Origin of the sequence: Sphingomonas sp. AOB5, assembly GCF_029433115.1 — a bacterium.
Classification (GTDB): Bacteria; Pseudomonadota; Alphaproteobacteria; order Sphingomonadales; family Sphingomonadaceae; genus Sphingomonas.
This window is the reverse complement of record NZ_JARNTV010000024.1, coordinates 19,608-43,162: the sequence shown is the minus strand read 5'-3', so window position 1 is coordinate 43,162 and position 23,555 is coordinate 19,608. Positions and strand designations below refer to the sequence as shown.

The window sequence follows — 23,555 nt, the reverse complement described above, 5'->3', positions numbered from 1 at the left end:
TCAGATCACCCAGCTGCCGGCATTGGGGTCGGCGGGTTTCAGCGTCAGGTCGGGGCGCACGGTGGGGCCGAGCGCGCGGACGCGGTCCTTGATATGCGCGGGGCGGGGGCCTTCGGGCGTCGCCGTCGCGTCGATCACATAGGGTGCGTTGACCCGGCGCGCGCCTTCTTCGGCATGCGCAATCGCTTCGCCCTGATCGCCGACATCCGCGGCTTCCTCCACATGGCGCGACCAGCCCGAGCCGGTCCACCAGGTCACGTCGCCGGTGGCGAGGTCGTTTCCGGTCAGCAGTTTCATGCGAGCGCCTCCGCGGCCTTGGCCCAGCTCGCCAGCTTGCTCTCGGCGTCCGACAGCATGACGACTTCGCCCACGACGATGATCGCCGGGCTCTTGACCTTCTCGCGCTCGACCATTGGGCCAAGATCGGCGAGCAGGGTCCGCATCGCCCGCGAACCCTCGAGCGTACCGCGCTCCAGCACCGCGACCGGCATGTCCGGCGCGACGCCGTCGTTCATCAGCTTCTCGCTGATATCGGGGCAGGTCGCGACGCCCATATAGATCACCAGCGTGCGGCCCTTGCCGGCCAGCCCGGACCAGTTCTGGTCGGAAAGTCCCTTGCACTGGCCCGCCACAAAGCTGACCGCGCTCGACCAGTCGCGATGGGTCAGCGGCAGCATCGCTTCCGCCGCGGCACCAAGCGCCGCCGAAATGCCCGGAATCACCTCGACCTTCAGTCCGGCCGCGCGCACCGCTTCCACTTCCTCGCCGCCGCGACCGAAGATGAAGGGATCGCCGCCCTTCAGCCGCACCACGATCGCGCCGGTCTTCACATGCGCGACGATCAGCGCGTTGATCGCGTCCTGCGACAGCGTGTGCTTGGAACGCTGCTTGGCGACCGAAATGCGGTGCGCCTGCGGCGCCAGATCGAGCACGCGCGGATCGACCAGCCCGTCATGGACCAGCACGTCCGCCTGCGCGAGCGCCTCCACGGCGCGGACGGTCAACAGGCCCGGATCGCCCGGACCCGCACCGACAAGGATCACGCGCCCACGCGCGGAAGGATCGAGAAGGGATGCCATGCCGGGGAAATGGGCCGGAGGGCGGCGCAGGACAACCGAGGGTTGGTTGGGGTGCGGGTAGGGAAACTATTCCCTATCGAACCACAGGGTTTGCAGCCGCAGTCGCAGTCGCCCGCGCATAGCGGCCGGGCAGGGTGATCCATTCCGCCACGGTGCGCGGCTGATCCACCTCGGCCAGCCCGACATCGGGCCATTCGTCCTTCGCCGGATACCATGCCGTGCCGAACAACCGGTCCCAGATGGTCGTGAACGCCCCGAAATTATGGTCGAAATGCTTCTCGTCGAGCGAGTGATGGATGCGGTGGAAGCGATTGTCGACGAACAGCGCGCGGCCGGGTCCGAAGCTGATCGCGGCGGGCGAATGGATATAGCTGGCGTGCAGATACAGCAGCACCGTCATCGCCGGCGCGACCGGGCCGGTATAGGACACGATCAGGCTGGTCGGGATCAGATAGAGCAGGGTGTGCACCACCGGCTCGCTGATATGGTGATAGCTGTTCGCCGCGCTCATCTCGCGGATCGAATGATGCACGGCGTGATAGCGCCACAGCCAGCGATGCTGCGCGCGGTGGAACCAGTAGAAGAAGAAGTCGCCGACCATCGCGCCGACGATCGGCGCCGCGATTACCGCGATGGCACCCGTCCAGTCGAGCGACAGCGGCAACACGATCAGCGGACGGATGCCCAGATACGCCCAGAATTGATGGAACAGCCCATAGACCGCCCAGGTCGCGGGCAGCCAGATCGCCCAGAACATCAATCCGGGAATGCGCCCGGCGATGGAATTCCTGCCTCGCGGCAGCAACAGCTCGAGCGCGGTCATGAATGCGAACGCGAAGATCCATACGGGCGCTGCCAGCAGCACATAGTCGATGATGGGGGCCAGCGCGTCCATGCGCCCATCATGGCACGCTAAGGTTAACGGTCCTTGCTCGACTCGTCCTTGTTTGCATCGCACCGGATCAGGCTAACCGGCTGGAAAAGCTTCGATTCCACCGTCATGCCGCCGCCATTCGCCGGGAAGCGCAGCCTGATCGCTTCCTCGCTGCGATTGCCCTCGGCAAAACAGGTCGCGGCGACATCATAACCGCCGGGCACATTCGCCACGCGGTGGAAGTCGCACGAGACTTCGCCTGCGGTGGAAAGGTCCATCTCCTCGAACCGCCATACGCCCCCGGCGCAAAGCTGCGGCGTCGCTGCCCAGCGGCCGATATAGCGGGCAGGCTCCGGCATCGGCGTGGTGGATGGTCCAGGCTCCGGCGTCGCGACCGGCGGCGCAGTCTCGGGCAGATCGGCAGTCTGGTTGACCGGCTCGGACGAGCATGCGGCAAGCGCCAGCGCGGCGAGAGGAAGGAACAGCTTCATCCCCGGCCAACGGGTGAGCGACGGCGACGTTCCATCGTTACGGTGCCGATCCCTCTGAAAATCTTCCTTCCCCAGCGAAGGCTGGGGCCCAGTTGCAGAGGTGGATATTGTTGCGTTCTACCCTCTCCAACCTCTTCAGTGCGACTGGACCCCAGCCTCCGCTGGGAAAGGGCATGAGGTTCTCAGAACAGCCCTTCGATCGCCCCGTCCGCGCCGATGCGGATCGATTCCGCCGCCGGCACGCGTGGCAGGCCCGGCATCGTCATGATCTCCCCACAGATCGCCACCACGAACCCCGCGCCCGCCGCCAGCCGCACCTCGCGCACCGGCACGACATGACCGGTGGGTGCGCCCAGCGCGGCGGGATCGGTCGAGAAGCTATATTGCGTCTTCGCCATGCACACCGGCAGATGCCCGAACCCGGCTTCTTCCCAGCGCTTCAACTGCGCCTTCACGCTCGGGTCGGCCACAGCTTCCTCGGCGCGATAGATGCGCGTCGCGACGGTGTTGATCTTCTCGAACAGCCCGAGGTCGTCGCTGTAGAGCGGCGCGAACTGCGCGCCACCGCCGGTCAGCGTCACCACTTCCTCGGCCAGCGCCTCCGCGCCCGAGCCGCCATCGGCCCAATGGGTGCAGGTGATGGCCTTGGCCCCCTGCGCCGCCGCGATCTCGGCGATGACGGCGGTCTCTTCCTCGGTATCGCTGGTGAAGTGGTTCACCGCCACCACCACCGGCACGCCGAACTGGCGGACATTCTCCAGATGCCGCGCCAGATTGACGCCACCGCGGCGCACCGCGTCTGCATCGGGCTTGCCCAGATCGGCCTTGGCGACCCCGCCATTCATCTTCAGCGCGCGCACCGTCGCGACGACCACCGCCGCGGCCGGCTTCAGCCCCGCCTGACGGCATTTGATGTCGAAGAATTTCTCCGCGCCCAGATCGGCGCCGAACCCGGCCTCGGTCACCACATAATCGGCGAGCTTGAGGCCCGCGCGGGTCGCAATCACCGAATTGCAGCCATGGGCGATGTTCGCGAACGGCCCGCCATGAAGCAGGGCAGGGGTGCCCTCCAGCGTCTGGACGAGGTTCGGCATGATCGCGTCCTTCAGCAGCACGGCCATCGCCCCGTCCGCCTTCAGGTCGCGCGCGGTAACCGGCTGCTTGCCGCGCGTCTGCGCCACCACGATCCGGCCCAATCTTGCTTCCAGATCTTCAAGACTGGTCGCAAGGCACAGAATTGCCATCACTTCGCTGGCAACAGTGATGTCGAACCCGCTTTCACGAGGGAAGCCGTTGGCCGGGCCGCCCAGCGATTGCGCCACGTCGCGCAGCGCGCGGTCGTTCATGTCCAGCACGCGCCGCCAGGTGATCCGCCGCACGTCGATATCCAGCGCATTGCCCCAATGGACATGGTTGTCGATCATCGCGGCCAGCAGATTGTGGGCGCTGGTGATCGCGTGGAAATCGCCGGTGAAGTGGAGGTTGATGTCCTCCATCGGCACCACCTGCGCATAGCCGCCACCGGCCGCCCCGCCCTTGGTGCCGAAGCAGGGTCCCAGCGACGGCTCGCGCAGGCAAAGCGCGGTCCGCTTGCCGATCCGGGTCAGCGCGTCGGCCAGCCCCACCGAAGTGGTGGTCTTGCCTTCGCCAGCGGGGGTCGGGTTGATCGCGGTGACCAGGATCAGCTTGCCCTCGTCAGCTTGCTGCGCCTCGATCCAGCCCAGATCCACCTTGGCCTTGGCCCGGCCATAGGGATGCAGCGCCGCCTCGGGGATATCCAGCCGGGCGGCGATTTCGGGGATGGGGCGAAGCGCCGCGGCGCGCGAGATTTCGATATCGGTCAGCATCGCGGCGGACGGTAGCGCGACGGTTTACGCCTGCAAGGGGCGGAAACCAGGGGCGAAGAAAAATCGCTGTCCTACAGGATATGTTCGGCCTATGTTCCCCTTCGCGCTCGCATCGCGCGCGGGCGCACAGGCCCGCTCGCGCGCACGATCAGCGTGACTCTTGTGACTCTTGGAGGTTCCTTGGATACGCTCGCTCTCATCCTCGTCCTTGTCGCTCTTCTGGGCGGTCTGGCGCTTGGCTGGTTCCTCGGCGGTCGCGGGGCCGCGCAGATGCGCACCGAACGCGATGCGCGCGAAACGGACTTCAAGACCGCCGCGGCAGAGCTAGGCCGCGCACAGGTGGAACTGGCGACGGTGAAGGCCGAAACCACGGGTCTCGAAGCTCGCTTCGCCGAACTCGCCGGCCGCGTCCTCAACGAAGCGCAGGAAAGCTTCCTCAAGCGCGCCGACGATCGCTTCAAGCAATCGGAGCAGGTCGCGGGCCAGAACCTCAAGGCGCTGCTTCAGCCGGTCGAGGCCACGCTGAAACGCTATGAGGAAGGGTTGAGCCAGGTCGAGAAGGAGCGCGTCGGCAGCTATCAGGCACTGCGCGAAGCCGTGACCTTGCTCCACGCGGGCCACACGCAAGTGCGCGACGAGACCGCCAAGCTGGTCAACGCCCTGCGCGCCAGCCCCAAGGCGCGTGGCCGCTGGGGCGAGCAGAGCCTGAAGAATGTGCTGGAGCAGGCTGGCCTCTCGCAGTTCGCCGATTTCCAGACCGAAGTTTCGGTCAACACCGATGACGGTCGCCTGCGTCCGGACGTGGTGGTCAAGCTGCCGGGCGGGCGCAAGCTGATCGTCGACGCCAAATGCTCGCTCAATGCCTATCTCGACGCCAGCGAGGCGGTCGACGATGCCACCCGCACCGCGCATCTGAAGGCGCATGCCGCCGCGATCCGCAATCACGCGCAACAGTTGGGCTCGAAGAATTACTGGGAGCAGTTCGGCGACGCGGCCGATTATGTGATCCTCTACATCCCGGGCGAGCAATTCCTCACCGCCGCGCTCGAGCAGGATGACGCACTGTGGGAATGGGCGTTCGAGCGCCGCGTGCTGCTCGCCACGCCGACCAATCTCGTCGCCATCGCCCGCACCGTCGCCAGCGTCTGGCGGCAGGAGCGTCTGGCCGAGGAAGCGGCGGAGATCGCCCGGCTGGGCAAGGAACTCCATTCGCGTCTGGCGACCATGGGCAGCCATGTTGCGCGCATGGGCCGCAATCTAGAAGCTGCGACCGGCGCCTATAATGCGATGGTCGGTAGCCTCGAAAGCCAGGTAATGACGCAGGCCAAGCGCTTCGAAACGCTGGAAGTTTCCGGCGGTGCGAAGGAAATCGAGGCGCTGCCCGTGATCGAGTCGGCGCCCCGTCCGTTGACCAAGCTGGTCGCCGCCTCCGAAGAGGCGGCGGAATAGCTTAGCGGCGGCCCGGCTGGCGGGCACGTTCCAGTACGAGGGTCTTGCCTCCGCGGGCAGTCATCACCAGACGGCGGCCATTGCCCTGGCTGACGCTAAGCCGCTGGCCCAAAGTGTCGATCAGGGCGCGCTCCAGCGCCATCGCGCCATTGCCCATGCAGGCGCGGCGGGTGGTCGCCAGCGGTCCGGCGGTCAGGAAGCCGCGGTCGAGGCGGAACGATCCGTTCAGGCTGTTGCACCCGGTATTGCCGGTCACGCGGCCGCGCTGGAACTGCAGCGCCACATCGGCGCGTGGGCCGACCTGGATGCCGCCGATGCTCAGCACGCGCCAGTTGCCGTCGATCACCGTCGCCGTCTCGCGCACCTGCGTGTCGCCGCCGCAGCCGCTATAGCGCCGCCCGTCGACCGTGACGGTCACGGTGTCGCTATAGGTGCGGTCGCTCATCCCGTCGCTGCACTGACGATGGACGATGTTCACGTCGATCCGCCGGGTCTTGTATATCTCGCCGGCAAAGCCGTTGATCACCCGCGGGGTAGGCACCGTCACCGGCCGGCGGTCGGGCGTCTCGAACTTCATCGTCCGCGAATCGATGGTCAGGCCCCAAAAGGGTTCGGTGCCCACTGCCTTGTAAGGCCCGCCACGCTGCGCCAGCGCGGGCGAAGCAAGAACGGTCAGGGCGGCAGCGGCGGCAATCAGGGTCTTCATCGTCAGTCTCCTCGAACGCTCACATCGTCCTGCGGGGCTGAACGCATGGTGGCCGCTTTGTTTCGCTGCCGTTCAGATTATTGCGCCGGGGGCTCGGCGAAGATGCGCTGCGCGATGCCGTTGCGCCCGCCTCGCCCGTAATGCTTCAGGCCGCCGGCGTCGTTCAGGCAGGCGAAGCGATACACGCTGTGATCGGTCCCGATCGGCGTGACATCGCCCAGATAGTTCATCGCCTCGACAGTCCCGTCGGCCTTGTCGAGCTGGAGGAGGCGATTGGTATAGGTCCGCGCGCTGCAATCCAGCAGCATCACCGTCCGCACGGCGATGACGTTGTTATGGTCCGGCGCACGGAACATCATCGTGCTGCCGATCTCGGCAATGTTGCCGGTGCGCTTGAATTGGCCGTCGATCAGCATCAGCCGATCGGTGATCGGTTGCCCGGGCGTCGGCATCAACCACCAGTCCGCGTTCGCATCCGTGGCTGCGGTCTGTGCGGCTGCCGGTGTGGCGAACCACAGCACGGCGATGGCGATCATCAGGTACCGGATCATATGTTCCTCAGCGCTTCGGATTGGCGGCAAAGATTTCCGCAGCCAGCCCCAGCCGCGGCCGCTTGCCGTAATAGCGGGAATGGGCGCGATCCGCGGTGCAGGCGAACTGATAGCTCGCGGTCGTGGTGGGCAGGGGCTTGGTGTCGCCCCGGTCGGTCATCTCGTCGAATCTGCCATCGGAATAATTCAGCCGCTTCAGCTGGATCGCGACGGTGTTGCGGACGCAGTCGATGGTCACGGTCGCGTCGACGCCGATCACCTTGTCGGGATCCGGTTCGCGATAGGCGATATAGGTGGCCAGCTCGGACAGATCGCCGCTGCGCCGCGGCTCGCCATCGACCAGCAAGATTTCTTCGCTCTGCCCGGCGCCGGTATCGACCCACCACCAGTCGCCGTCCGTGCTCTGCGCGGCGGCTGGAATAGCGGCGCACAGGGCCGCTGCGGCACACAGCAATCGGATCACTGGCTTCTCCCCCTCACTTGCGACGCTGGTTGAGCACCTCATAGGCCATTACCGCGGTCGCGACAGCCGCGTTCAGGCTGTCCGCCTTGCCCAGCATCGGAATCTTCACCGTCAGGTCGCATGCCGCGGCCATGAAATCGGGCATTCCCTGCGCCTCGTTCCCGGTCAGCAGGAAGGTCGGCGCTTCATAGCGCGCGGCCTGATAGTCGATCTCCGTATCGAGGCTGAGGCCCACCAGCTGCCCCGGTCCCGCGCGCAGCCAGGTGGCGAACTCCGCCCATGGCGCGCGGGCCACCGGCACGGTGAACAGTGCTCCCATGCTCGCGCGAACGGCCTCGACCGAGAAGGGATCGACGCAATCGTCGACCAGGATCAGCCCGCCCGCACCGATCGCATCGGCGGTGCGCAGGATCGTCCCCAGATTGCCGGGATCGCGCAGCCGCTCGGCCACCAGCCAGATCGGCGCGCTGTTGCGGTCGAGATCCTCTAGCGTCGCCTCGAACTCGGCGAACACGCCCACCACTGCGCCGGGATTGTCCTTGCCCGAAAGCTTGGAGAGGATGTCGGCATTGGTCTCGATCGCCCAGCCGGTCTTGCCCTCCACCGCCGCGATCAGCTCTCGCACCAGCGGATGATTGGCCATGTCCCGCGCATAGAACAGATATTGCGGCAGCCGCCCCGCCTCGCGCGCCTCGGTCAGGATGCGCAGCCCTTCGGCAAGGAACAGCCCTTCCTCGCGGCGATGCTTCTTGTCGCGCAGGTTGCGGACCCGCTTGATCAGCGGGTTGGAAAAGGCGGTGATCTCGCGGGGCATGTTAGGACTTTAGAGGTTCCGTCACCCCAGCGAAAGCTGGGGTCTCATGAGACTGGATAATGCGGCTTGAGATGCCAGCTTGCGCTGGCATGACGATCAGGGTCACTCTTCCCCGAAACGGTCCTCGACCAAAGTCACCAGCGCCTGAACCGCGTCCTCGGCGCCTGCTCCCTCGGCGCTGATCGTGATCGTGTCGCCCATCGCGGCACCCAGCATCATCAGGCCCATGATCGAGGTGGCAGTCACCTTCGATCCGTTCTTCTCGACCACCAGCGGCACCGGCTGGGTCGATGCCAGCGTGACCAGTTTGGCACTTGCGCGCGCATGGAGCCCGCGCCGGTTGGAGATGAGGACGGTGCGGCTCGTTTCGCTCATGCGGCAGCCTCTCCCAGCACTTCGGAGGCGACAGTGATGTATTTCTTGCCCGCCTCGCGCGCCGCAGCGACCGCTTCGCCGACCTTCATCGTCTTGCGCGCGCCGCCCAGGCGGATCAGCATTGGCAGGTTGATCCCGGCGATCACTTCCACCTTGCCCGCCTGCATCAGCGAAATGGCCAGGTTCGACGGGGTCCCGCCGAACAGATCGGTCAGCAGGATTACCCCGCGGCCCGAATCGACCTCCGCGATGGCCGCTGCGATATCCGCGCGGCGTTCTTCCATATCGTCCTCGGGGCCGATGCAGATCGTGGCGATCTTTTCCTGCTTCCCGACGACATGCTCCATCGCGACGACGAACTCTTCGGCGAGCCGCCCGTGCGTCACGAGAACGAGACCAATCATTGCACTTGAACTCCGCCCCCTGATGCCGCCGCCGGCGCCCCCTCAAGCGAATCCTGCGGCGCAGTCTGCAGATCGCGATGGGTCACCGTGGGCGAAAATCCTTCTTCGCGCAACCGGGCGGCCATCCGCTCGGTTACATGCACAGAGCGATGACGGCCGCCGGTGCATCCGAACGCTATCGTAACGTACGATTTTCCCTCGGCTTCGTAGCGCGGCAGCAGCAACAGCAGCAGCGACTCGATCTCGATCATCGCCTGATCGTAGGCCGGGTCGCCCGCGATATATTCGGAGACATCGGCATCCTGCCCGGTTCCGGGCCGCAGCGACTCAACCCAGTGCGGATTACGCAGGAAGCGCATGTCGAACACCAGATCGGCATTGCTCGGCAGGCCACGCGAATAGCCGAACGACATCACCGAAAGCGTCGGCTCGCCCAGCCGCTCGCCCGAGAAGGTCGCGCGGATCTGCTGCGCCAGTTCGTTGGAGGCCAGCTTCGTCGTGTCGATCACCCGGTTCGACCAGCGGCGCAGCGGCGCGAGCAATTCGCGTTCGCGGGCAATGCCCTCGCTTGCCGGCCGGTCCTGCGCCAGCGGGTGGCGCCGCCGCGTCTCGTTGTAACGCCGCTCCAGCTCGGCCCCGGCGCACTCCAGGAACAGCGTCCCGATATCGTGGCCATGCTCCTCGCGCAGCTTCTTGATGCGGCGGACGATGCTCTCTGCGTCGAAGCCGCGGGTCGCCACGCCGATGCCGATCGCCAGCGGACGATCGTCGTCGCTGTCCTCGGCAGGGGCGGTATCGAGCAGGCGGTTGAGGAGGAGCAGCGGGAGGTTGTCGACAATCTCCCAGCCCAGATCCTCCAGCGTGCGCAACACGGTCGATTTGCCCGCGCCCGACATGCCCGTAACGAGCAATATCTGCTTGGGCCGCTTCTTGCTCATTTCGCGATGCGCCCGATCTGCTTCAGCGCAAGCTCAACCTTGATCGGCGCGGAGGGTTCCAGCGCGGGCAGGGGGAAGCAGGGGACGTCCACGCCGGCGACCCGGCGCGAGCGGCGCTCCTCGGGAAAGCGCGGCGGCGAATCGAGGATCACCACGATCAGGTCGATCGGCACCTTGGCGACATGCGGCAGCTCGACGATGCCGATCCCACGCACCTCGATCTTGCCGGCGATGTTGAGCGGCGGAGAAGCGAGCAGTTCGCCGATGCGGCTGGCGCGGTGGCAGATGGTCTGATCGTCGGAAACGAGCACGGCGCCCCGGTCGATCAGTCGCAGCGCCAGGTCCGACTTGCCTTCGCCCGAACGCCCCTCGATCAGCACGGCACGGCCGCCGATGGCCACGCAACTCGCATGGATCGTCTCGGAAGACAGTTCGGGCACGCGCAACTCAGCCATTCACTCGCTCTCGGCCAGCGGAAGCCGCACGACGAAGCGCGCGCCCCCCATTCGATCCTCGCGGCTCTCGACCGCGATGCTCCCCTGATGGGCTTCGACAATCGTGCGCGCGATGGCAAGCCCCAGTCCGGAATGCTGGCCGAACGCCTCGCTGTCGGGCCGCACCGAGTGGAAGCGGCGGAAGATCGCCTCACGCGCTTCGTCGGGCACGCCGGGGCCATCGTCCTCGACGCGGATCGTCAGCGTATAATCGTCGCTTGCGGCCGAGATCGCGATCAGCCCGCCTTCGGGCGAGAAGGAGATCGCATTCTCGATCAGATTCTCGAACACGCGTTCCAGCCGCGCGCCTTCTCCCAATGCCACCAGCGGCCGCCCGGTCGGCTGATCGAAGCGCAGGCGGATGCCGTGGGGCACGCCGCGGGCCTCGCGCTGGTCGATCAGCGCCTGGATCATCGCGCCCACGTTCAGCGGCTCGAAGGTGGCGCGGCTCAGCTGCGCGTCGAGGCGGGAGGCTTCGGAGATGTCGGTGATCAGCCGGTCCAGCCGCAGCACATCGTCGCGCACGATCGCCAGCAACTGGTCGCGATGTTCCTTCTTCTTCACCGCCGACATCCCGTCCACGGCAGAGCGCAGCGAGGCGAGGGGGTTCTTCAGTTCGTGCGTCACATCGGCGGCAAAGGCCTCGGTGGCGTCGATCCGAGCGCGCAGCGCCTGGCTCATGTCCGAAAGCGCGCGGGCGAGCAGGCCGATCTCGTCCGATCGTGAGGGCAGGCGAGGCACCACCACTTCGCGGGCGCGCCCCAGCCGTACCCGGATCGCCGCCCGGGCAAGGTGGCGCAGCGGCCGCACGATGGTGCGCGCCAGGAACAGCGACAGGAAGATCGAGGCGAGCGACACGACCAGCAGCACCACGCCCAGCCGGTAGCGCTCGGAACGCACCGTCTGGGTAATGTCGCGCGCGTTGACTGTGGTCATGACCACACCCAGCCCGGCGATCGGCGCGGCGGCGGTGATGATCGGCGTACGGTCAGGCGCGCGCCACACCGTCGCGGGCGCGCCATGGGTGGTGTTGGCGGTGCGGACGTCGGGCCAGTTGAAGCCGTGGGTCGGGTCGCGTTCGCGATATTGCGGGGTGCGGTCGGCACCCGCGACGGTGTCGATCACCGCGTCGAGAAAGCGTGCGACCGTCTGGTTCCACGGATCCTTGTCCGGATCGCGCAGCACGAAGTTGCGCAGGCCCAGCTCCTTGCTGTCCGAGATCAACTTGCCTTCCTCGTCATACAGCCGGATGCGCACACCCATGTCGCGCGCCAGGCTGACCACCAGCAGGTCGCGCCGCGCCGGGGTCGCAGATGCCAGCGACTGGGCGATCAGCCGCACCTCGCGGCTCGATTGCGCCACGCGGCTCTCCACGATCCGGCTGCGATACGAATCGAGATAGGAAAAGCCGCCCGCCAGCAGCGCGAGCGCGAAGATGTTGACCGCCAGAATCCGTGGAGTCAGCGAGATCCGGTTGGACCATTTGAGCGCCAGGACGCGCTCCTCACTCGTCCGAGAATCGATATCCGGCGCCATATAATGTTTCGATTGCGTCGAACTCCCCGTCGACCTGACGGAATTTGCGCCGGACGCGCTTGATGTGGCTGTCGATAGTGCGGTCGTCGACATAGATGTCGTCCTGATAGGCCGCATCCATCAGCTGATTGCGCGTCTTCACGATGCCCGGCCGTTGCGCCAGGGTTTCGAGGATCAAGAATTCTGTGACCGTCAGCGTCACATTCGTGCCGTTCCACGTCACGCGATGCCGCGCCGGATCCATCGCCAGCCGGCCGCGCACCAGCGGCTGGGCCGGCTCGGCGGCCTCGCCCTCGACGGCCGGCATAGCGACCTCGGTGCGGCGCAGGATCGCGCGGATGCGGGCGATCAGCAGCCGCTGGCTGAACGGCTTGGCGATATAATCGTCCGCGCCCATCGCCAAACCCAGCGCCTCGTCCAACTCGTCGTCCTTGCTGGTCAGGAAGATCACCGGAATGGCGCTCTTCTCGCGCAGACGGCGAAGCAGCTCGAGCCCGTCCATCTTCGGCATCTTGATGTCGAGCACGGCGAGATCGGGTGGATTCTCGACCAGCGCCTTCAACGCGCTCTCGCCATCCGAATAGACGCGGGTGAGGAATCCCTCGGTCTGAAGTGCGATCGAGACCGAAGTGAGGATGTTGCGGTCGTCATCGACCAGCGCGATCGTTGCCGTCATCGGGCTTTGCGAACCTGTGTCAGAACCATCGTCATGCGATTATACGAAACTCCCTCGCCCCTCAATGCGCCCCGCAATCGGCACGGGTTGGACGAGGATCGGGGCGGGATTGCGGCGGTGCTGCCAATCGCTACGCTGCCGTTCCGAAGGGGGACAGCATGACCGATCCGGCCAAACGGTGGACCTATGCCCGCGCGATGCCATGGGTGGTGATCGCCAGCCTGGCGCTGGGTCTCGGCATCGGGTCGATGATCCGCGGGGCAGAGACACCGGCTTGGACGGGGCAGGTCGTCGATTTCTTCGATGTGATCGGGACGATGTGGGTCAACGCGATCCGGATGACCGTGATCCCGCTGGTCGTTCCCCTGCTAATCGGCGCGATCGCCGGAGCGCGTAGTGCGAAGGCGGCGGGGCGGCTGGGCATTTCGACGATCGCTGCATTTCTGGGACTGGTCGGCGCGCTGGCGGTCACCGCCGCGGTTTCGGGGCCACTATTGTTCAGCGCGATGGAGATCGATCCGGCGATGACCGCGGAACTGCGCGCATCGGTTGCCACCACCGTGTTGCCGACAGGGGATGCCAGCGTCGGTGGCTGGTTCAAGGCGCTGATCCCGGTCAATCCGTTCAAGGCCGCTGCCGATGGCGCGATGCTGTCGGTTATCGTGTTTGCCGTGGCGTTCGGTTTCGCCGCGCTCGCGGCACCGGAGGATGCGCGGCAACAGGTGGTGCGGTTCGCCCATACCGTCAGCGGGATCATGCTCGTGCTGGTTCAGGGCATATTGTGGATCGCGCCGCTCGGCATCTTCGCGCTGACTCTGGTCGTGGGGGCGAGGGTAGGGGGTACGGCCTTTTCGGCGATGGGCTATTTCATCGCGGCGCTGTTCGCGGCGATGGTGGTTACCCTGATCGTGCTGTTTGTCGCCGTGGTCATGCTGGGCCGCCTGTCGCCGGGCCAGACGCTGCGCGGCGCTCTGCCCGGCATGCTGGTCGCAGCGGGCACAAGTTCGTCGCTGTCGGCGCTTCCGGCGATGATCGAGGGCGCGCGCGATGCGTGGAAGCTGCCCGAGCGGGTCTATGGCTTCGTCCTGCCGCTGGCGGTGTCCACCTTCAAGCCGACCTCGGGCTATTCCTGGGTGTTCAACGTCTATTTCGTGGCGTTGCTCTATGGCGTGCCGTTCGGTCCGGTCGAGCTGGCGCTGGCGGCGGGCTATGCCACCTTGTTCAACGCGACGATCCCCGGGATCCCGGGCGGCGGGATGATCGTGATCGCGCCGATGTTCCTTGCGCTGGGCCTGCCGATCGAGGGGTTGGCGATCGTGATGGCAGTCAATCCGATCACCGACCGCTTCAACACCGTCGGCAATGTCGCGGGCGATATGGCGGTATTGGCGCTGCTGGCGCGCGGTCATCGTAACGATGAAGTAATCGACGACACCATCGCGGTTGAATAAATCGTATAATTACGATATATGGGGAGCGATCTGGGGATGTAGGTCAGTTGCTGCGAGTCGTCCGAGGACAAGTGATTCGGCCTGAACTTGTGGAATCTGCCAATAGGTCCGTGCCGGTCATAAAATCCGTGCCCCAAGAACTTGATGCCACCGGTTACCTCTACTCTGACAACGTTGCCTGCATTGACTCGCTATAACCGGGATGGTTGCAGCCGGGAGATCAGGGGCGCGAGCGACACTGCGCCCAGGGGAGAGATTTACGTGAGCGAGCGTCAGCCGCGCCACGGTCTCGATGCCATGGGCATTGCGACCGGCGCCAACCTTCATTGGAACCTCATCCCGGCGCAGCTGGTGGAACACGCCCTGCGCCGCGGCGAAGGCGAGCTCGCCAAGGACGGCCCGCTGGTGGTTGCCACCGGCAAGCACACCGGCCGCTCGGCCAAGGACAAGTTCATCGTCCGCGACGCAGAGACCGAGTCGACCGTGTGGTGGGGCGACACCAACAAGGGCATGACGCCCGAGCACTTCGCCGCGCTCAAAGCTGATTTCCTCGCCGAAGTCGCGAAGCGCGATACGCTGTTCGTGCAGGACCTGTTCGGCGGTTCGCAGCCCGAGCATCGGGTGAAGGTCCGCGTGATCAACGAATTCGCCTGGCACAGCCAGTTCATCCGCACCCTGCTGGTCCGCCCGACCAATGAGGAGCTGCAGAGCTTCGTTCCCGAATACACCATCATCGACCTGCCCAGCTTCCGCGCCGATCCGGCCAAGCATGGCTGCCGCAGCGAGACGGTGATCGCGGTCAACTTCACCGAGAAGCTGATCCTGATCGGCGGCACCGCCTATGCCGGCGAGATGAAGAAGTCGGTATTCGGCCTGCTCAACTATCTGCTCCCGGAACAGGGCATCATGCCGATGCACTGCTCGGCCAATATCGGCCCGAACGGCGACACGGCCGTGTTCTTCGGCCTGTCGGGCACCGGCAAGACCACGCTCTCGGCCGACGCCTCGCGCACGCTGATCGGCGATGACGAGCATGGCTGGTCGGACACCGCGGTCTTCAATTTCGAAGGCGGCTGCTACGCCAAGATGATCAACCTGTCGGCCGAAGCCGAGCCGGAGATCTTTGCGACCACCAAGCGCTTCGGCACGGTGCTCGAGAATGTCGTGATGGACCCCGAGACCCGCGAGCTCGATTTCAACGACAACACGCTGGCCGAGAACAGCCGCGGTTCCTACCCGCTCGAGTTCATTCCGAACACGTCGGAGAAGAATCTCGGCCCGGTGCCGCAGAACATCATCTTCCTGACTGCGGACGCCTATGGCGTGCTGCCGCCGATCGCGAAGCTGACGCCGGAACAGGCGATGTATCACTTCCTCTCGGGCTATACCGCGCGCGTCGCGGGCACCGAGATCGGCGTGACCGAGCCTTCGGCGACCTTCTCGACCTGCTTCGGCGCGCCGTTCATGCCGCGCCACCCGTCGATCTACGGCAACCTGCTCAAGGAGCGGATCGCCAAGGGCGGCGTGAAGTGCTGGCTGGTCAACACCGGCTGGTCGGGCGGCAAGGCGACGATGCCGGGCATCAAGCGCATGCCGATCAAGGTCACCCGCGCGCTGCTCAACGCCGCGCTCGACGGCAGCTTGAACTCGGCCGAGTTCCGCAAGGATCCGAATTTCGGCTTCATGGTGCCGGTGGCAGTCGGCGAGATCGATCCGAACATGCTCGATCCGCGCGCGGCCTGGTCGAACAAGGCCGATTATGACGCGACCGCAGGCAAGTTGGTCGACGAGTTCGTCGCCAACTTCGCCCAATTCGCGGAGCATGTCGACGAAGGGGTCCGCCAAGCGGCGCCCGGAGCGACCGAAAACGCCTGACCCGGCCTGATCCTCGATCGGGCCTTCCCAAGAGAAAGCCCGATCGATGACCACCCACGAACCCCGCCTGTTCTCGTCCGACGCCGAGGTGATCCGCCTCGGCGAAGGCCTGCTCGCGTGCGGCCTCGTTCGCGAGGACTGGACGCATGAGGCGCATCTTGCCGCTTGCCTCTACCTGCTGACCGAGCGTCCCGACGTCGATGTCGACGCGCAGATCGCCGGGATCATCTCACGCTTCAACGAGAGCGTTGGCGGGGTGAATGACGACCATGGCGGCTATCACGATACGATCACTCACGCGTTCGTTGCCGGCGTCCGGCTGTTCCTCCGCGATGCTGCCGAGACCGGACTGAGTGCTCGGGTCAACGCGCTGCTCCTCTCGCCCATGGGCCAGCGCGACTGGCCGCTCGGCTTCTACAGTCGCGAGTTGCTTTTCTCGGTCCCTGCACGTCGCGGTTTTGTTCAGCCGGATCTGAATTCGTTGCCCTAATTCCCGGCCTCGGCTGGTTATTTCGGCCCGATGCACTATATCCGGAGTATCGCGCGGCAAATCCTTCGTAGGCGCCCGCGGCTGAGAGACCGATGCGCTCCCGCTTACAATGACGGGAGCCATGCGTGGACCTCAATTATCTCTTCCATCGACAACAGGTTTCGCTGATGCGCGCCGATGCGGCGACCTGCACCAGTTCGCGTTTCTCCCACCTTGGCATGGCGCAGGGCTATGCCGACCGTATCCGCTCGCTCCAGCTTTCGCTCGGCGCCGGCGTCGTCGCCGAACAGGCGGTCTGACGCATGGCGAAGGAAGAACTCATGACCCTCGACGGCCTGGTCGAGGAAGTTCTGCCCGATGGACGCTTCCGTGTCTGTCTGGAGAATGATCACCGCGTGATCGTCTATACCGCCGGCAAGATGCGCAAGTTCCGCATCCGCACGCTCGTCGGGGATCGCGTCATGGTCGAGATGTCGCCCTATGACCTCGAAAAGGGCCGGCTGGTCTATCGCGAACGCGTCGCCAGCATGGGCTTCCAGCAACGCAAGGGAGCACGCCGATGAGCGATGAGCCAGTGAGCGACGGCCCAGTCCCCGAAACCGACAAGCCCAAGACCAAGCAGTTTCGCCGCCGTTTCGACGGCGTCCGCCTGCCGGTCGACGCCGCTGCCCGGCAGGGCAAGGCCGCGACGCTGGCGTGGGAGCGGTTCCGCGAAAATGCCGCGGTGATCGCCTATCTCAACACGCATGATGAAGCGCTGGGCGGTCGGCCGATCGATCTCGCCGTCGCCAGCGAAGAAGGCCTGAAAGCGGTCAAGCAGCACCTCGACGCGAAGGGCGCCTGAGCCTATCGTTACGGCCTCGTTGAAACGGAGTCGCGACCATGGGAATTCTTGACGGACTGCTCGGCCAGCTGGGCGGAAACACCGATGTGGCCAATCTCGCGGCTAAGGTTGGCCTGTCGCCCGAACATGTCGAATCGGCAGTTCAGGCGCTCGCCAAATACCATCCGATGCAGGGCGATACTGCCGAAGGTGCGGCCGCGGCGACCGGTTTGCCGCTCGACAAGATCCAGGAACTGATCGGCCATATCGGCGGCGAAGGCTCGCTGGCGAAATATGCGGGCATGCTCGACAAGGATGGCGACGGCAATCCGATCAACGACATCGTCGGCATGGCATCGGGTCTGTTCGGCAAGAAATGACGCTCATCTTCCCTCTCCCTTTTGGGAGAGGGAAGGGACCCGCGTGCATCCCGCGACATGGTGGGTCGTCGCCATATTGGTGCCGATCCACATCGCCAGGCGGTTCCTGATCGACAGCAGTCTGTGGCGGGCCATTGGGCCGGGGATCATGATCTTCGCGGTATAGCGCTCAGTGCAGCGCCCGTTCGATCGCTTCCCGCGCGAGCTTGTGGATCGCCACATAACCATCGGCATTGGGATGCGCGCCGTCGAAGGTGAATTGCGGCTTCATCCCGCCCTCCGCTGTCGCCCAGACCGTGCCGTAATCGACGAACTCGAACCCTTCGCGCGCGGCATAGGCCTTTATCCATGCGTTCAGCGCCGCGATCCGCGGTGCCGGGGCCAGGTCCGGCAGCCACACGAACTTCGTCGCGGGCGGCGTCGCGGCCATCACCACGCGGATGCCGTTCGCCTTGGCCAGCGTCGCCATCGCCGCCAGGTTCGCCTGGATCATCTCCAGCGTCACCGGCCCGGTATTGCCCGCGATATCGTTGGTCCCGGCCATGATGTGCACGACTGCCGGCTTCAGCGCGAGCACGTCGCCGGGGAAGCGCACCAGCATCTGCGGTGTCGTCTGTCCGCTGATCCCGCGATTGATCCAGCCGCGCACGAACAGGCTGCGATCCCCGTACGACCAGCCCTCGGTGATCGAATCGCCCATGAAGACCACGCGACGCTCGGCGGCGGGCAGGGCGATCAGCCGTTCATTGTCGGCGCGATAGCGGCACACATCGGCCCAGTCCTTCTTGCGCGCCTCAAGATAGGCGGCGCGATAGGCGGCCAGTGCCGGAGCGGGGGCAGGCGGCGGCGCAGTGACGCCGGGCGAATAGAGTGCCACACGCCATGCCTCTGCCTCGGGCGGGATCTCCACCGCATCGGCGCATACGCCCGGCGCGGCCGGGGCGAAATGCGCGGCATAGGCGGCGAGCAGCAGGTGCCCGATCATTTGCCCTTGCGCTCGGCGATATGCGCTTCGATCACGCGGCCCAGCACGGTCATCGGCACGTTACCGCCCAATACCATCGCGTCGTTGAACGCCTTGAAGTCGTACTTCGCGCCCAGTTCGGCCTGGGTGTACTTGCGCAGCCGGTTGATCTCGCTGTGGCCGACCTTGTAGCCGCAGGCCTGACCCGGCCATGAGCAATAGCGGTCGACCTCGCTGGTCACCTCGTCGATGCCCGATCCGTTGGTGGTCGCGAACCATTCGATCGCCTGCGCGCGGGTCCAGCGCTTCTGGTGCAGCCCGGTATCGACCACGAGGCGGCAGGCGCGGAAGGCGATCGACTGGAGATAGCCAAGGCGACCGACCGGATCATCGTCATACACGCCCAGCTCGCTCGCCAGCTGCTCGGCATAGAGCGCCCAGCCTTCGCTATAGGCGTTGAACGCCAGCAGCGAGCGGATGAGCGGCAGCTTGAATGTGTACTCACCCTGCCAGCCATGGCCGGGGATCGATTCGTGATAGGTCAGCGTCGGCAGGCTGTAGCGATTGTGCAGCCGCGTGGTGTGCAGGTTGATCCAGAAACGCCCGGGCACCTTGCCGTCGATCGATCCCGGCCCGCCATAGGCGCCCGGCGCGCCCGGTTCCTCGGCCAGCGGCAGCCGCTTCACTTCCACATTGCCGCGCACCAGCGTGTGGAACGCCTGCGGCATGCGGCCGCGGATATCGACGATGCGCTCGTTGAGGAACTTCATGATCTCGGCGCGGCCGGCGTCATTGTCGGGGTAGAGGAAGCGCTCGTCCTTCCCCATCGCGGTCATCCGCTCGCCCACCGTGCCGCTGGAGAAGCCCAGCTTCTTCAGGATGCCGTCCATCTCGTTTTGCAGCTCGGCCAGTTCGGCGCGGCCCTGCTGATGGACTTCCTCGGGGCTGCGCGTCGTGGTCGTGCCCGCGCGCAATGCCCAGGCGTAATAGGCGTCGCCATCGGGGAATTTCCAAACCCCGGCATCGCTGGTCGCCTTGGCGCGATGGCGCTCAAGTTCGGCGATCTGGCGGTCGAGCGCCGGGGCGATGACCGAAGTGCAGATATCGAAGGCACGCTGCCCGAAATCGCCCTTCATGCCCGCGGTGCGATTGGCGACCGAAGTCACCAGACTCCAGCCCGCGATATGGCCGCTGCGCGCCTGCTTGATCTGCTTGAGGCATTTGTCGAGCAGGAAGTCGGGTGCGATCACGCCCTTCGACGCGGCGATCTTCAGCCGCTCGGTCTCACCGTCCAGCTGACCGGCATAGGCCGCCAGCCGGTCGATATAGGCCTCGCCATCCTCGCGCTTCTCGATCCGGTGATCATTCTCCAGCATGCGCGGCGTATCGAGGAAGGCGCCGACATTCTGGACGACGACATAGGGAGCGTTGCGCCAGCCGCCGACCGCGACGTCGCCATAGCCGAACTTCATCCCGTCGATGCCGGATTGGTACGCGGTCTTCACCACGTCCAGATTGACGCGCATCGTGTGGCTCAGGCCGCTCTGGTCGAGCTTGTCGATCTCGCTGATCGTCCGCGCGAGTTGCGCCTGCACCGCCGCCTTGCCGCGGACCGTGCGATCTTCCAGCCGGTGCTTCAGCCGCACGCGCTTGCCGTTATCGATGCCCAGCGACGTCGCGCTTTCCGGCGAGGCCTTCATCGCCGCTTCTGCGACCCGGTCGATCAGCGCCTGAGCTTTGGCGTCGCCGCCCTCGGCAGCGAGTGCGCGCTGGGGCAGGGTGGCGAGCACGGCGGTTGCGCCCGCCCCGAGCAGCAGGTTGCGGCGATCGGTATCCATTCAATCTTCTCCGGAAATCAGTTCGTCACCGGCTCGACATCGAGCGAACCGTCCCTGGCGCCGGTCACACGCACTCGCGCGCCGGTGGGAGCATCGCTGCCCCGAGCAGGCCATTCGCCGTCGCCCACGCGCACCCGGCCCTCGCCGGAGACGATCGCGTGCGATACGGTCACCGTCTGGCCGATCAGCCGCGCCACCCGGTCGTTGAGCAGCGGATCGCTGCTCGGCACCGGGCTCTTCAGATACCAGCGCCGCCCGATCGCCACCGCCACGGAAGAGGCGACGGCGAAGATCCCGATCTCGACAAAGATCGGCATCGGCAGCACCAGCGCGATCAGCCCGGTCACCGCGGCGCCGGCTGCGATGAAGACCAGGAAGATGCCGGGCATGACCAGCTCTATGATCGCCAGCACCGCGGCCAGCGCGAGCCAGGCGATGCCCGGTTCGCTCAGCAGGTTCTGGATCTCGGTCACTGACCACCCTCCGGCTGGGCGAAGGGCTGCGGCCGCTCGCGACGGGCGGGGGCAGGCGGCGCGGGCGGGCTGGAGGGACCGCTCAGCGCTTCCTTGGCCAGTTCGCCGATGCCGCCCAGCGTGCCGATCAGCTGGGTCGCCTCGACCGGGAACAGGATGGTCTTGGCGTTGGGGCTGGTCGCGAACTTGCTCACCGCGTCGACATATTTCTGCGCGATGAAGTAATTGATCGCGGTTGCCGATCCCTTGGCGATGGCGTCCGACACCATTTCGGTGGCCTTGGCTTCGGCCTCGGCGGCGCGTTCGCGAGCCTCGGCGTCGCGGAAAGCAGCCTCGCGGCGGCCTTCGGCTTCGAGGATCTTCGACTGTTTCTGGCCCTCGGCGCGGAGAATCTCCGACGCACGCGTGCCTTCGGCCTCGAGGATGTTGGCGCGCTTCTCGCGCTCCGCCTTCATCTGGCGGCCCATCGCGTTGACGATATCGGCGGGCGGGCGGATGTCCTTGATCTCGACGCGGGTGATCTTCACGCCCCATGGCGTCGTTGCATGATCGACCACGCTGAGCAGACGAGCGTTGATCTCGTCACGCTTGGACAGCGTTTCGTCCAGGTCCATCGAGCCCATCACGGTACGCAGATTGGTCGTGGTGAGCTGGAGCAGCGCCACATACAGGTCGCTGACCTCATAGGCCGCCTTGGCAGCGTCGAGCACCTGGAAGAACACCACGCCATCGGTGGAGATCATGGCGTTGTCCTTGGTGATGATTTCCTGACCGGGAATATCGATCACCTGCTCCATCATGTTCACCTTGCGACCGACACGATAGAAAAAGGCCGGGTAGAAATTCAACCCCGGCGCCGCGACCGCAGTGAAGCGGCCGAAATGTTCGATCGTGTACTGATAGCCTTGGGTGACGATCTTCAGACTGGAGAAGAGGTAGAGGATCACCACGGCCAGTGCCAGCAGCGCCAGCATAAACAACGGATCCATGTCCATCACGACTCCCCTCGTAAAACTTGTGTCTTGGTAGCATAGAGCGCCGTCATGACCACCGCCAGCCTCCCGCCGCGCACCGCGCTGTTTCTTCCGGCTTCCAACGCCCGCGCCATCGAGAAGGCGCGCGAGCTGGACGCAGACATGGTGATCCTCGACCTTGAGGATGCAGTGAAGCCCGAGATGAAGGCGGAGGCCCGCGCCATGGCGGTTGCGGCGATGGCCGAAGGCTTTGGCGAACGACTGACCGCGATCCGCCTCAACGGCACCGATTCCACCGAACATATGCAGGACGTCATCGCGACCGCGCATTCGGCGGCGGGCTTCGCGGTGCTGCCCAAGGCCGAGGATCCGGCGCGCGTTGCCGCTGTCGTCGAACAGCTAGAAGGCAAGCCGCTTCTGGTCATGATCGAAACACCGCGTGGCGTACTCAATGCTGCCGCCATCGCCGCGCTGCCGGGTGTCGAAGGCCTGATCGCCGGGACCAACGACCTGCGCGCCGAACTGCGCATTCCGCCCTCGGCCAGTCGCGACAGTCTGTCGCTCGCGCTTCAGGCCATCGTCCTCGCCGCCCGCGCAGGCGGCTGCTGGGCATTTGATGGGGTCTTCAACAAGCTCGACGATCCCGATGGCCTCGCCGCCGAATGCCGCCACGGCCGCGATCTCGGTTTCGACACCAAGACGCTGATCCACCCCAATCAGGTCGCCGTCGCCGCTGCCGCCTTTGGCCCCACGCCGGAAGAAATCGCCGATGCCCGCGCGCTGGTCGAGGCCGCGACCGGGGGCGCCGAGCGCTTCCGCGACCGGATGATCGAGGCGATGCACGTCGCCGAGGCTCGCACGGTGCTGGCGCGGACCGGGGGCTGACGATGGTCTTCGACCTGCGCGGCGCCTTGCTCAAGAAGGAGGAAATCGAGTCCGCGCGCCTGATGGACTTCGAATTCCGCCTCCGCGCCCGCACAATGAAGCTGCTCGGCGAACGGCTCAGCCTCGATCTGGTAGGCGAAATCGCAAAGGCGGATGACGACGCCATCGTCGCGGGCCTGCGCGAGCGCTTCCCCGATATCGCCGCCACTTATTCAGAGGCGCGCGACGAAGCCCGCCGTCAGCTTATCGCCGAACGCGGCGATCCCACGCCGCACAAGTTCGCTTGAAGCGCATGACCGGGATCGTCAGCGACACCCACGCCATGATCGCCGCGATGGCGCCCGAGCTTCGCCCCGGCCGCTACGCCTTCGTTGGATGCGGCGAGCGGGCCGATCTGATCGCGGCCTGCCGCGAGGCCGCGATCGCGATGTTCGCCGAGGACGAGGGGCCTTCCTTCGTCATTCCGTTCGAAACGGCCGTGGCGCTCGGTATCGATGCGCTGCCGATGTGCCAGATCACGCTGACCGTACATTCCGCGCTCGACGGGGTGGGCCTCACTGCGGCCGCGGCGGGCGCGCTCGCGGTGCATGGCATCCCGTGCAACATGATCGCCGCCTTCCATCACGACCATATTTTCGTGCCGGAGGCTCGTGCCGGCGAAGCCATGGCGGCGCTTCTCGAGCTTCAGCGCGGCTCCCCCTAGCG

At 65.8% G+C, this 23,555-nt stretch carries 31 protein-coding genes; 12 read left to right on the top strand and 19 right to left on the bottom strand.

Going from position 1 to position 23,555, the window contains the following annotated elements:
* From P1X14_RS12160 to P1X14_RS12140, 5 genes are all read right to left on the bottom strand, one after another.
* The gene (locus P1X14_RS12160; RefSeq protein ID WP_277315637.1) at positions 1–297 is read right to left on the bottom strand and encodes a DUF2849 domain-containing protein; all 297 of its coding nucleotides are present in this window, start codon (positions 295–297) and stop codon (positions 1–3) included.
* Positions 294–1,079, bottom strand: coding sequence for a uroporphyrinogen-III C-methyltransferase (cobA, locus tag P1X14_RS12155; protein ID WP_277315636.1), 786 nt, complete (start codon positions 1,077–1,079; stop codon positions 294–296). Before cobA ends, P1X14_RS12160 begins: the two co-directional genes overlap by 4 nt.
* Positions 1,080–1,152: 73 nt before the next feature.
* Positions 1,153–1,974 (bottom strand): sterol desaturase family protein, encoded by an 822-nt coding sequence (locus P1X14_RS12150; RefSeq protein ID WP_277315635.1) that lies wholly within the window; start codon positions 1,972–1,974, stop codon positions 1,153–1,155.
* A 23-nt stretch (positions 1,975–1,997) separates the two neighbouring features.
* A complete protein-coding gene (locus tag P1X14_RS12145) occupies positions 1,998–2,444 on the bottom strand; it encodes a hypothetical protein (protein WP_277315634.1) in 447 nt (148 codons plus the stop codon).
* Between the two features lie 182 nt (positions 2,445–2,626).
* Positions 2,627–4,291: a formate--tetrahydrofolate ligase gene (locus tag P1X14_RS12140; RefSeq protein WP_277315633.1), complete on the bottom strand. Its 1,665-nt coding sequence runs from the start codon at positions 4,289–4,291 to the stop codon at positions 2,627–2,629.
* Positions 4,292–4,471: 180 nt separating this feature from the next.
* On the opposite strand from P1X14_RS12140, the gene P1X14_RS12135 reads away from it, so the two are divergent.
* Complete coding sequence (locus P1X14_RS12135; RefSeq protein ID WP_277315632.1) at positions 4,472–5,740, top strand: DNA recombination protein RmuC; 1,269 nt, start codon at positions 4,472–4,474, stop codon at positions 5,738–5,740.
* Between the two features lies 1 nt (position 5,741).
* On the opposite strand, the gene P1X14_RS12130 is transcribed toward P1X14_RS12135, so the two are convergent.
* From P1X14_RS12130 to P1X14_RS12085, 10 genes are all read right to left on the bottom strand, one after another.
* Positions 5,742–6,446, bottom strand: coding sequence for an META domain-containing protein (locus P1X14_RS12130; RefSeq protein WP_277315631.1), 705 nt, complete (start codon positions 6,444–6,446; stop codon positions 5,742–5,744).
* Between the two features lie 77 nt (positions 6,447–6,523).
* Positions 6,524–6,997, bottom strand: a complete 474-nt coding sequence (locus tag P1X14_RS12125) for a hypothetical protein (RefSeq protein WP_277315630.1) — start codon at positions 6,995–6,997, stop codon at positions 6,524–6,526.
* Positions 6,998–7,004: 7 nt separating this feature from the next.
* On the bottom strand, positions 7,005–7,460 hold the full coding sequence (locus tag P1X14_RS12120; RefSeq protein ID WP_277315629.1) for a hypothetical protein: 456 nt from the start codon (positions 7,458–7,460) through the stop codon (positions 7,005–7,007).
* A 13-nt stretch (positions 7,461–7,473) separates the two neighbouring features.
* Entirely contained in the window at positions 7,474–8,274 is an 801-nt protein-coding gene (locus P1X14_RS12115) for an RNA methyltransferase (RefSeq protein ID WP_277315628.1), read from the bottom strand.
* Between the two features lie 102 nt (positions 8,275–8,376).
* Complete coding sequence (locus tag P1X14_RS12110) at positions 8,377–8,649, bottom strand: HPr family phosphocarrier protein (protein WP_277315627.1); 273 nt, start codon at positions 8,647–8,649, stop codon at positions 8,377–8,379.
* Complete coding sequence (locus tag P1X14_RS12105) at positions 8,646–9,053, bottom strand: PTS sugar transporter subunit IIA (RefSeq protein WP_277315626.1); 408 nt, start codon at positions 9,051–9,053, stop codon at positions 8,646–8,648. Before P1X14_RS12105 ends, P1X14_RS12110 begins: the two co-directional genes overlap by 4 nt.
* Positions 9,050–9,991, bottom strand: a complete 942-nt coding sequence (gene rapZ, locus P1X14_RS12100) for an RNase adapter RapZ (protein WP_277315625.1) — start codon at positions 9,989–9,991, stop codon at positions 9,050–9,052. Before rapZ ends, P1X14_RS12105 begins: the two co-directional genes overlap by 4 nt.
* Positions 9,988–10,446, bottom strand: a complete 459-nt coding sequence (locus P1X14_RS12095) for an HPr kinase/phosphatase C-terminal domain-containing protein (RefSeq protein ID WP_277315624.1) — start codon at positions 10,444–10,446, stop codon at positions 9,988–9,990. Before P1X14_RS12095 ends, rapZ begins: the two co-directional genes overlap by 4 nt.
* Positions 10,447–12,021, bottom strand: a complete 1,575-nt coding sequence (locus P1X14_RS12090) for a stimulus-sensing domain-containing protein (RefSeq protein ID WP_277315623.1) — start codon at positions 12,019–12,021, stop codon at positions 10,447–10,449.
* Positions 11,990–12,697 (bottom strand): response regulator transcription factor, encoded by a 708-nt coding sequence (locus tag P1X14_RS12085; protein WP_277315622.1) that lies wholly within the window; start codon positions 12,695–12,697, stop codon positions 11,990–11,992. Before P1X14_RS12085 ends, P1X14_RS12090 begins: the two co-directional genes overlap by 32 nt.
* Positions 12,698–12,855: 158 nt before the next feature.
* Here P1X14_RS12085 and P1X14_RS12080 point away from each other — a divergent pair, with 158 nt between their 5' ends.
* From P1X14_RS12080 to P1X14_RS12045, 8 genes are all read left to right on the top strand, one after another.
* The gene (locus P1X14_RS12080) at positions 12,856–14,148 is read left to right on the top strand and encodes a dicarboxylate/amino acid:cation symporter (protein ID WP_277315621.1); all 1,293 of its coding nucleotides are present in this window, start codon (positions 12,856–12,858) and stop codon (positions 14,146–14,148) included.
* 261 nt (positions 14,149–14,409) lie between these two features.
* Positions 14,410–16,023, top strand: coding sequence for a phosphoenolpyruvate carboxykinase (locus tag P1X14_RS12075; protein ID WP_277315620.1), 1,614 nt, complete (start codon positions 14,410–14,412; stop codon positions 16,021–16,023).
* Positions 16,024–16,069: 46 nt separating this feature from the next.
* Positions 16,070–16,513: a hypothetical protein gene (locus tag P1X14_RS12070; protein ID WP_277315619.1), complete on the top strand. Its 444-nt coding sequence runs from the start codon at positions 16,070–16,072 to the stop codon at positions 16,511–16,513.
* 125 nt (positions 16,514–16,638) lie between these two features.
* On the top strand, positions 16,639–16,812 hold the full coding sequence (locus P1X14_RS12065) for a hypothetical protein (protein ID WP_277315618.1): 174 nt from the start codon (positions 16,639–16,641) through the stop codon (positions 16,810–16,812).
* 3 nt (positions 16,813–16,815) lie between these two features.
* Entirely contained in the window at positions 16,816–17,076 is a 261-nt protein-coding gene (gene infA / locus P1X14_RS12060; RefSeq protein ID WP_277315617.1) for a translation initiation factor IF-1, read from the top strand.
* Complete coding sequence (locus P1X14_RS12055) at positions 17,073–17,357, top strand: antitoxin Xre/MbcA/ParS toxin-binding domain-containing protein (protein ID WP_277315616.1); 285 nt, start codon at positions 17,073–17,075, stop codon at positions 17,355–17,357. The genes infA and P1X14_RS12055 overlap by 4 nt, the downstream gene beginning before the upstream one ends.
* Before the next feature lie 38 nt (positions 17,358–17,395).
* Entirely contained in the window at positions 17,396–17,716 is a 321-nt protein-coding gene (locus tag P1X14_RS12050) for a hypothetical protein (RefSeq protein ID WP_277315615.1), read from the top strand.
* Between the two features lie 43 nt (positions 17,717–17,759).
* Positions 17,760–17,882 carry a hypothetical protein gene (locus P1X14_RS12045; protein WP_277315614.1) on the top strand — a complete coding sequence of 41 codons (123 nt, stop codon included), beginning with the start codon at positions 17,760–17,762 and terminating at the stop codon, positions 17,880–17,882.
* 3 nt (positions 17,883–17,885) lie between these two features.
* Here the strand turns inward: P1X14_RS12045 and P1X14_RS12040 are convergent, their stop codons facing one another.
* From P1X14_RS12040 to P1X14_RS12025, 4 genes are read right to left on the bottom strand one after another with little or no spacing between them, the layout of a single operon-like run.
* Positions 17,886–18,701 carry an SGNH/GDSL hydrolase family protein gene (locus tag P1X14_RS12040; RefSeq protein WP_277315613.1) on the bottom strand — a complete coding sequence of 272 codons (816 nt, stop codon included), beginning with the start codon at positions 18,699–18,701 and terminating at the stop codon, positions 17,886–17,888.
* Positions 18,698–20,518, bottom strand: a complete 1,821-nt coding sequence (locus P1X14_RS12035; RefSeq protein WP_277315612.1) for a DUF885 family protein — start codon at positions 20,516–20,518, stop codon at positions 18,698–18,700. Before P1X14_RS12035 ends, P1X14_RS12040 begins: the two co-directional genes overlap by 4 nt.
* Positions 20,519–20,535: 17 nt before the next feature.
* Complete coding sequence (locus P1X14_RS12030) at positions 20,536–20,991, bottom strand: NfeD family protein (protein WP_277315611.1); 456 nt, start codon at positions 20,989–20,991, stop codon at positions 20,536–20,538.
* Complete coding sequence (locus tag P1X14_RS12025) at positions 20,988–21,965, bottom strand: SPFH domain-containing protein (RefSeq protein WP_277315657.1); 978 nt, start codon at positions 21,963–21,965, stop codon at positions 20,988–20,990. Before P1X14_RS12025 ends, P1X14_RS12030 begins: the two co-directional genes overlap by 4 nt.
* A 69-nt stretch (positions 21,966–22,034) precedes the next feature.
* On the opposite strand from P1X14_RS12025, the gene P1X14_RS12020 reads away from it, so the two are divergent.
* Genes P1X14_RS12020 through P1X14_RS12010 form a run of 3 tightly spaced genes read left to right on the top strand, consistent with a single transcriptional unit; the run spans position 22,035 to position 23,553 of the window.
* Positions 22,035–22,850, top strand: a complete 816-nt coding sequence (locus P1X14_RS12020) for a CoA ester lyase (protein WP_277315610.1) — start codon at positions 22,035–22,037, stop codon at positions 22,848–22,850.
* A 2-nt stretch (positions 22,851–22,852) separates the two neighbouring features.
* Positions 22,853–23,137, top strand: a complete 285-nt coding sequence (locus P1X14_RS12015) for a hypothetical protein (RefSeq protein ID WP_277315609.1) — start codon at positions 22,853–22,855, stop codon at positions 23,135–23,137.
* Positions 23,138–23,142: 5 nt separating this feature from the next.
* Positions 23,143–23,553 carry an ACT domain-containing protein gene (locus tag P1X14_RS12010; RefSeq protein WP_277315608.1) on the top strand — a complete coding sequence of 137 codons (411 nt, stop codon included), beginning with the start codon at positions 23,143–23,145 and terminating at the stop codon, positions 23,551–23,553.
* Positions 23,554–23,555: the final 2 nt, after the last annotated feature.

Excerpts from the sequence above, each read along its gene's own strand:
- P1X14_RS12160 (WP_277315637.1), bottom strand. The coding sequence starts at position 297 with ATGAAACTGCTGACCGGAAACGACCTCGCCACCGGCGACGTGACCTGG.
- cobA (WP_277315636.1), bottom strand. The coding sequence starts at position 1,079 with ATGGCATCCCTTCTCGATCCTTCCGCGCGTGGGCGCGTGATCCTTGTC.
- P1X14_RS12150 (WP_277315635.1), bottom strand. The coding sequence starts at position 1,974 with ATGGACGCGCTGGCCCCCATCATCGACTATGTGCTGCTGGCAGCGCCC.
- P1X14_RS12145 (WP_277315634.1), bottom strand. The coding sequence starts at position 2,444 with ATGAAGCTGTTCCTTCCTCTCGCCGCGCTGGCGCTTGCCGCATGCTCG.
- P1X14_RS12140 (WP_277315633.1), bottom strand. The coding sequence starts at position 4,291 with ATGCTGACCGATATCGAAATCTCGCGCGCCGCGGCGCTTCGCCCCATC.
- P1X14_RS12130 (WP_277315631.1), bottom strand. The coding sequence starts at position 6,446 with ATGAAGACCCTGATTGCCGCCGCTGCCGCCCTGACCGTTCTTGCTTCG.
- P1X14_RS12125 (WP_277315630.1), bottom strand. The coding sequence starts at position 6,997 with ATGATCCGGTACCTGATGATCGCCATCGCCGTGCTGTGGTTCGCCACA.
- P1X14_RS12115 (WP_277315628.1), bottom strand. The coding sequence starts at position 8,274 with ATGCCCCGCGAGATCACCGCCTTTTCCAACCCGCTGATCAAGCGGGTC.
- P1X14_RS12110 (WP_277315627.1), bottom strand. The coding sequence starts at position 8,649 with ATGAGCGAAACGAGCCGCACCGTCCTCATCTCCAACCGGCGCGGGCTC.
- P1X14_RS12105 (WP_277315626.1), bottom strand. The coding sequence starts at position 9,053 with ATGATTGGTCTCGTTCTCGTGACGCACGGGCGGCTCGCCGAAGAGTTC.
- rapZ (WP_277315625.1), bottom strand. The coding sequence starts at position 9,991 with ATGAGCAAGAAGCGGCCCAAGCAGATATTGCTCGTTACGGGCATGTCG.
- P1X14_RS12095 (WP_277315624.1), bottom strand. The coding sequence starts at position 10,446 with ATGGCTGAGTTGCGCGTGCCCGAACTGTCTTCCGAGACGATCCATGCG.
- P1X14_RS12090 (WP_277315623.1), bottom strand. The coding sequence starts at position 12,021 with ATGGCGCCGGATATCGATTCTCGGACGAGTGAGGAGCGCGTCCTGGCG.
- P1X14_RS12085 (WP_277315622.1), bottom strand. The coding sequence starts at position 12,697 with ATGACGGCAACGATCGCGCTGGTCGATGACGACCGCAACATCCTCACT.
- P1X14_RS12080 (WP_277315621.1), top strand. The coding sequence starts at position 12,856 with ATGACCGATCCGGCCAAACGGTGGACCTATGCCCGCGCGATGCCATGG.
- P1X14_RS12070 (WP_277315619.1), top strand. The coding sequence starts at position 16,070 with ATGACCACCCACGAACCCCGCCTGTTCTCGTCCGACGCCGAGGTGATC.
- infA (WP_277315617.1), top strand. The coding sequence starts at position 16,816 with ATGGCGAAGGAAGAACTCATGACCCTCGACGGCCTGGTCGAGGAAGTT.
- P1X14_RS12055 (WP_277315616.1), top strand. The coding sequence starts at position 17,073 with ATGAGCGATGAGCCAGTGAGCGACGGCCCAGTCCCCGAAACCGACAAG.
- P1X14_RS12050 (WP_277315615.1), top strand. The coding sequence starts at position 17,396 with ATGGGAATTCTTGACGGACTGCTCGGCCAGCTGGGCGGAAACACCGAT.
- P1X14_RS12040 (WP_277315613.1), bottom strand. The coding sequence starts at position 18,701 with ATGATCGGGCACCTGCTGCTCGCCGCCTATGCCGCGCATTTCGCCCCG.
- P1X14_RS12035 (WP_277315612.1), bottom strand. The coding sequence starts at position 20,518 with ATGGATACCGATCGCCGCAACCTGCTGCTCGGGGCGGGCGCAACCGCC.
- P1X14_RS12025 (WP_277315657.1), bottom strand. The coding sequence starts at position 21,965 with ATGCTGGCGCTGCTGGCACTGGCCGTGGTGATCCTCTACCTCTTCTCC.
- P1X14_RS12020 (WP_277315610.1), top strand. The coding sequence starts at position 22,035 with ATGACCACCGCCAGCCTCCCGCCGCGCACCGCGCTGTTTCTTCCGGCT.
- P1X14_RS12015 (WP_277315609.1), top strand. The coding sequence starts at position 22,853 with ATGGTCTTCGACCTGCGCGGCGCCTTGCTCAAGAAGGAGGAAATCGAG.
- P1X14_RS12010 (WP_277315608.1), top strand. The coding sequence starts at position 23,143 with ATGACCGGGATCGTCAGCGACACCCACGCCATGATCGCCGCGATGGCG.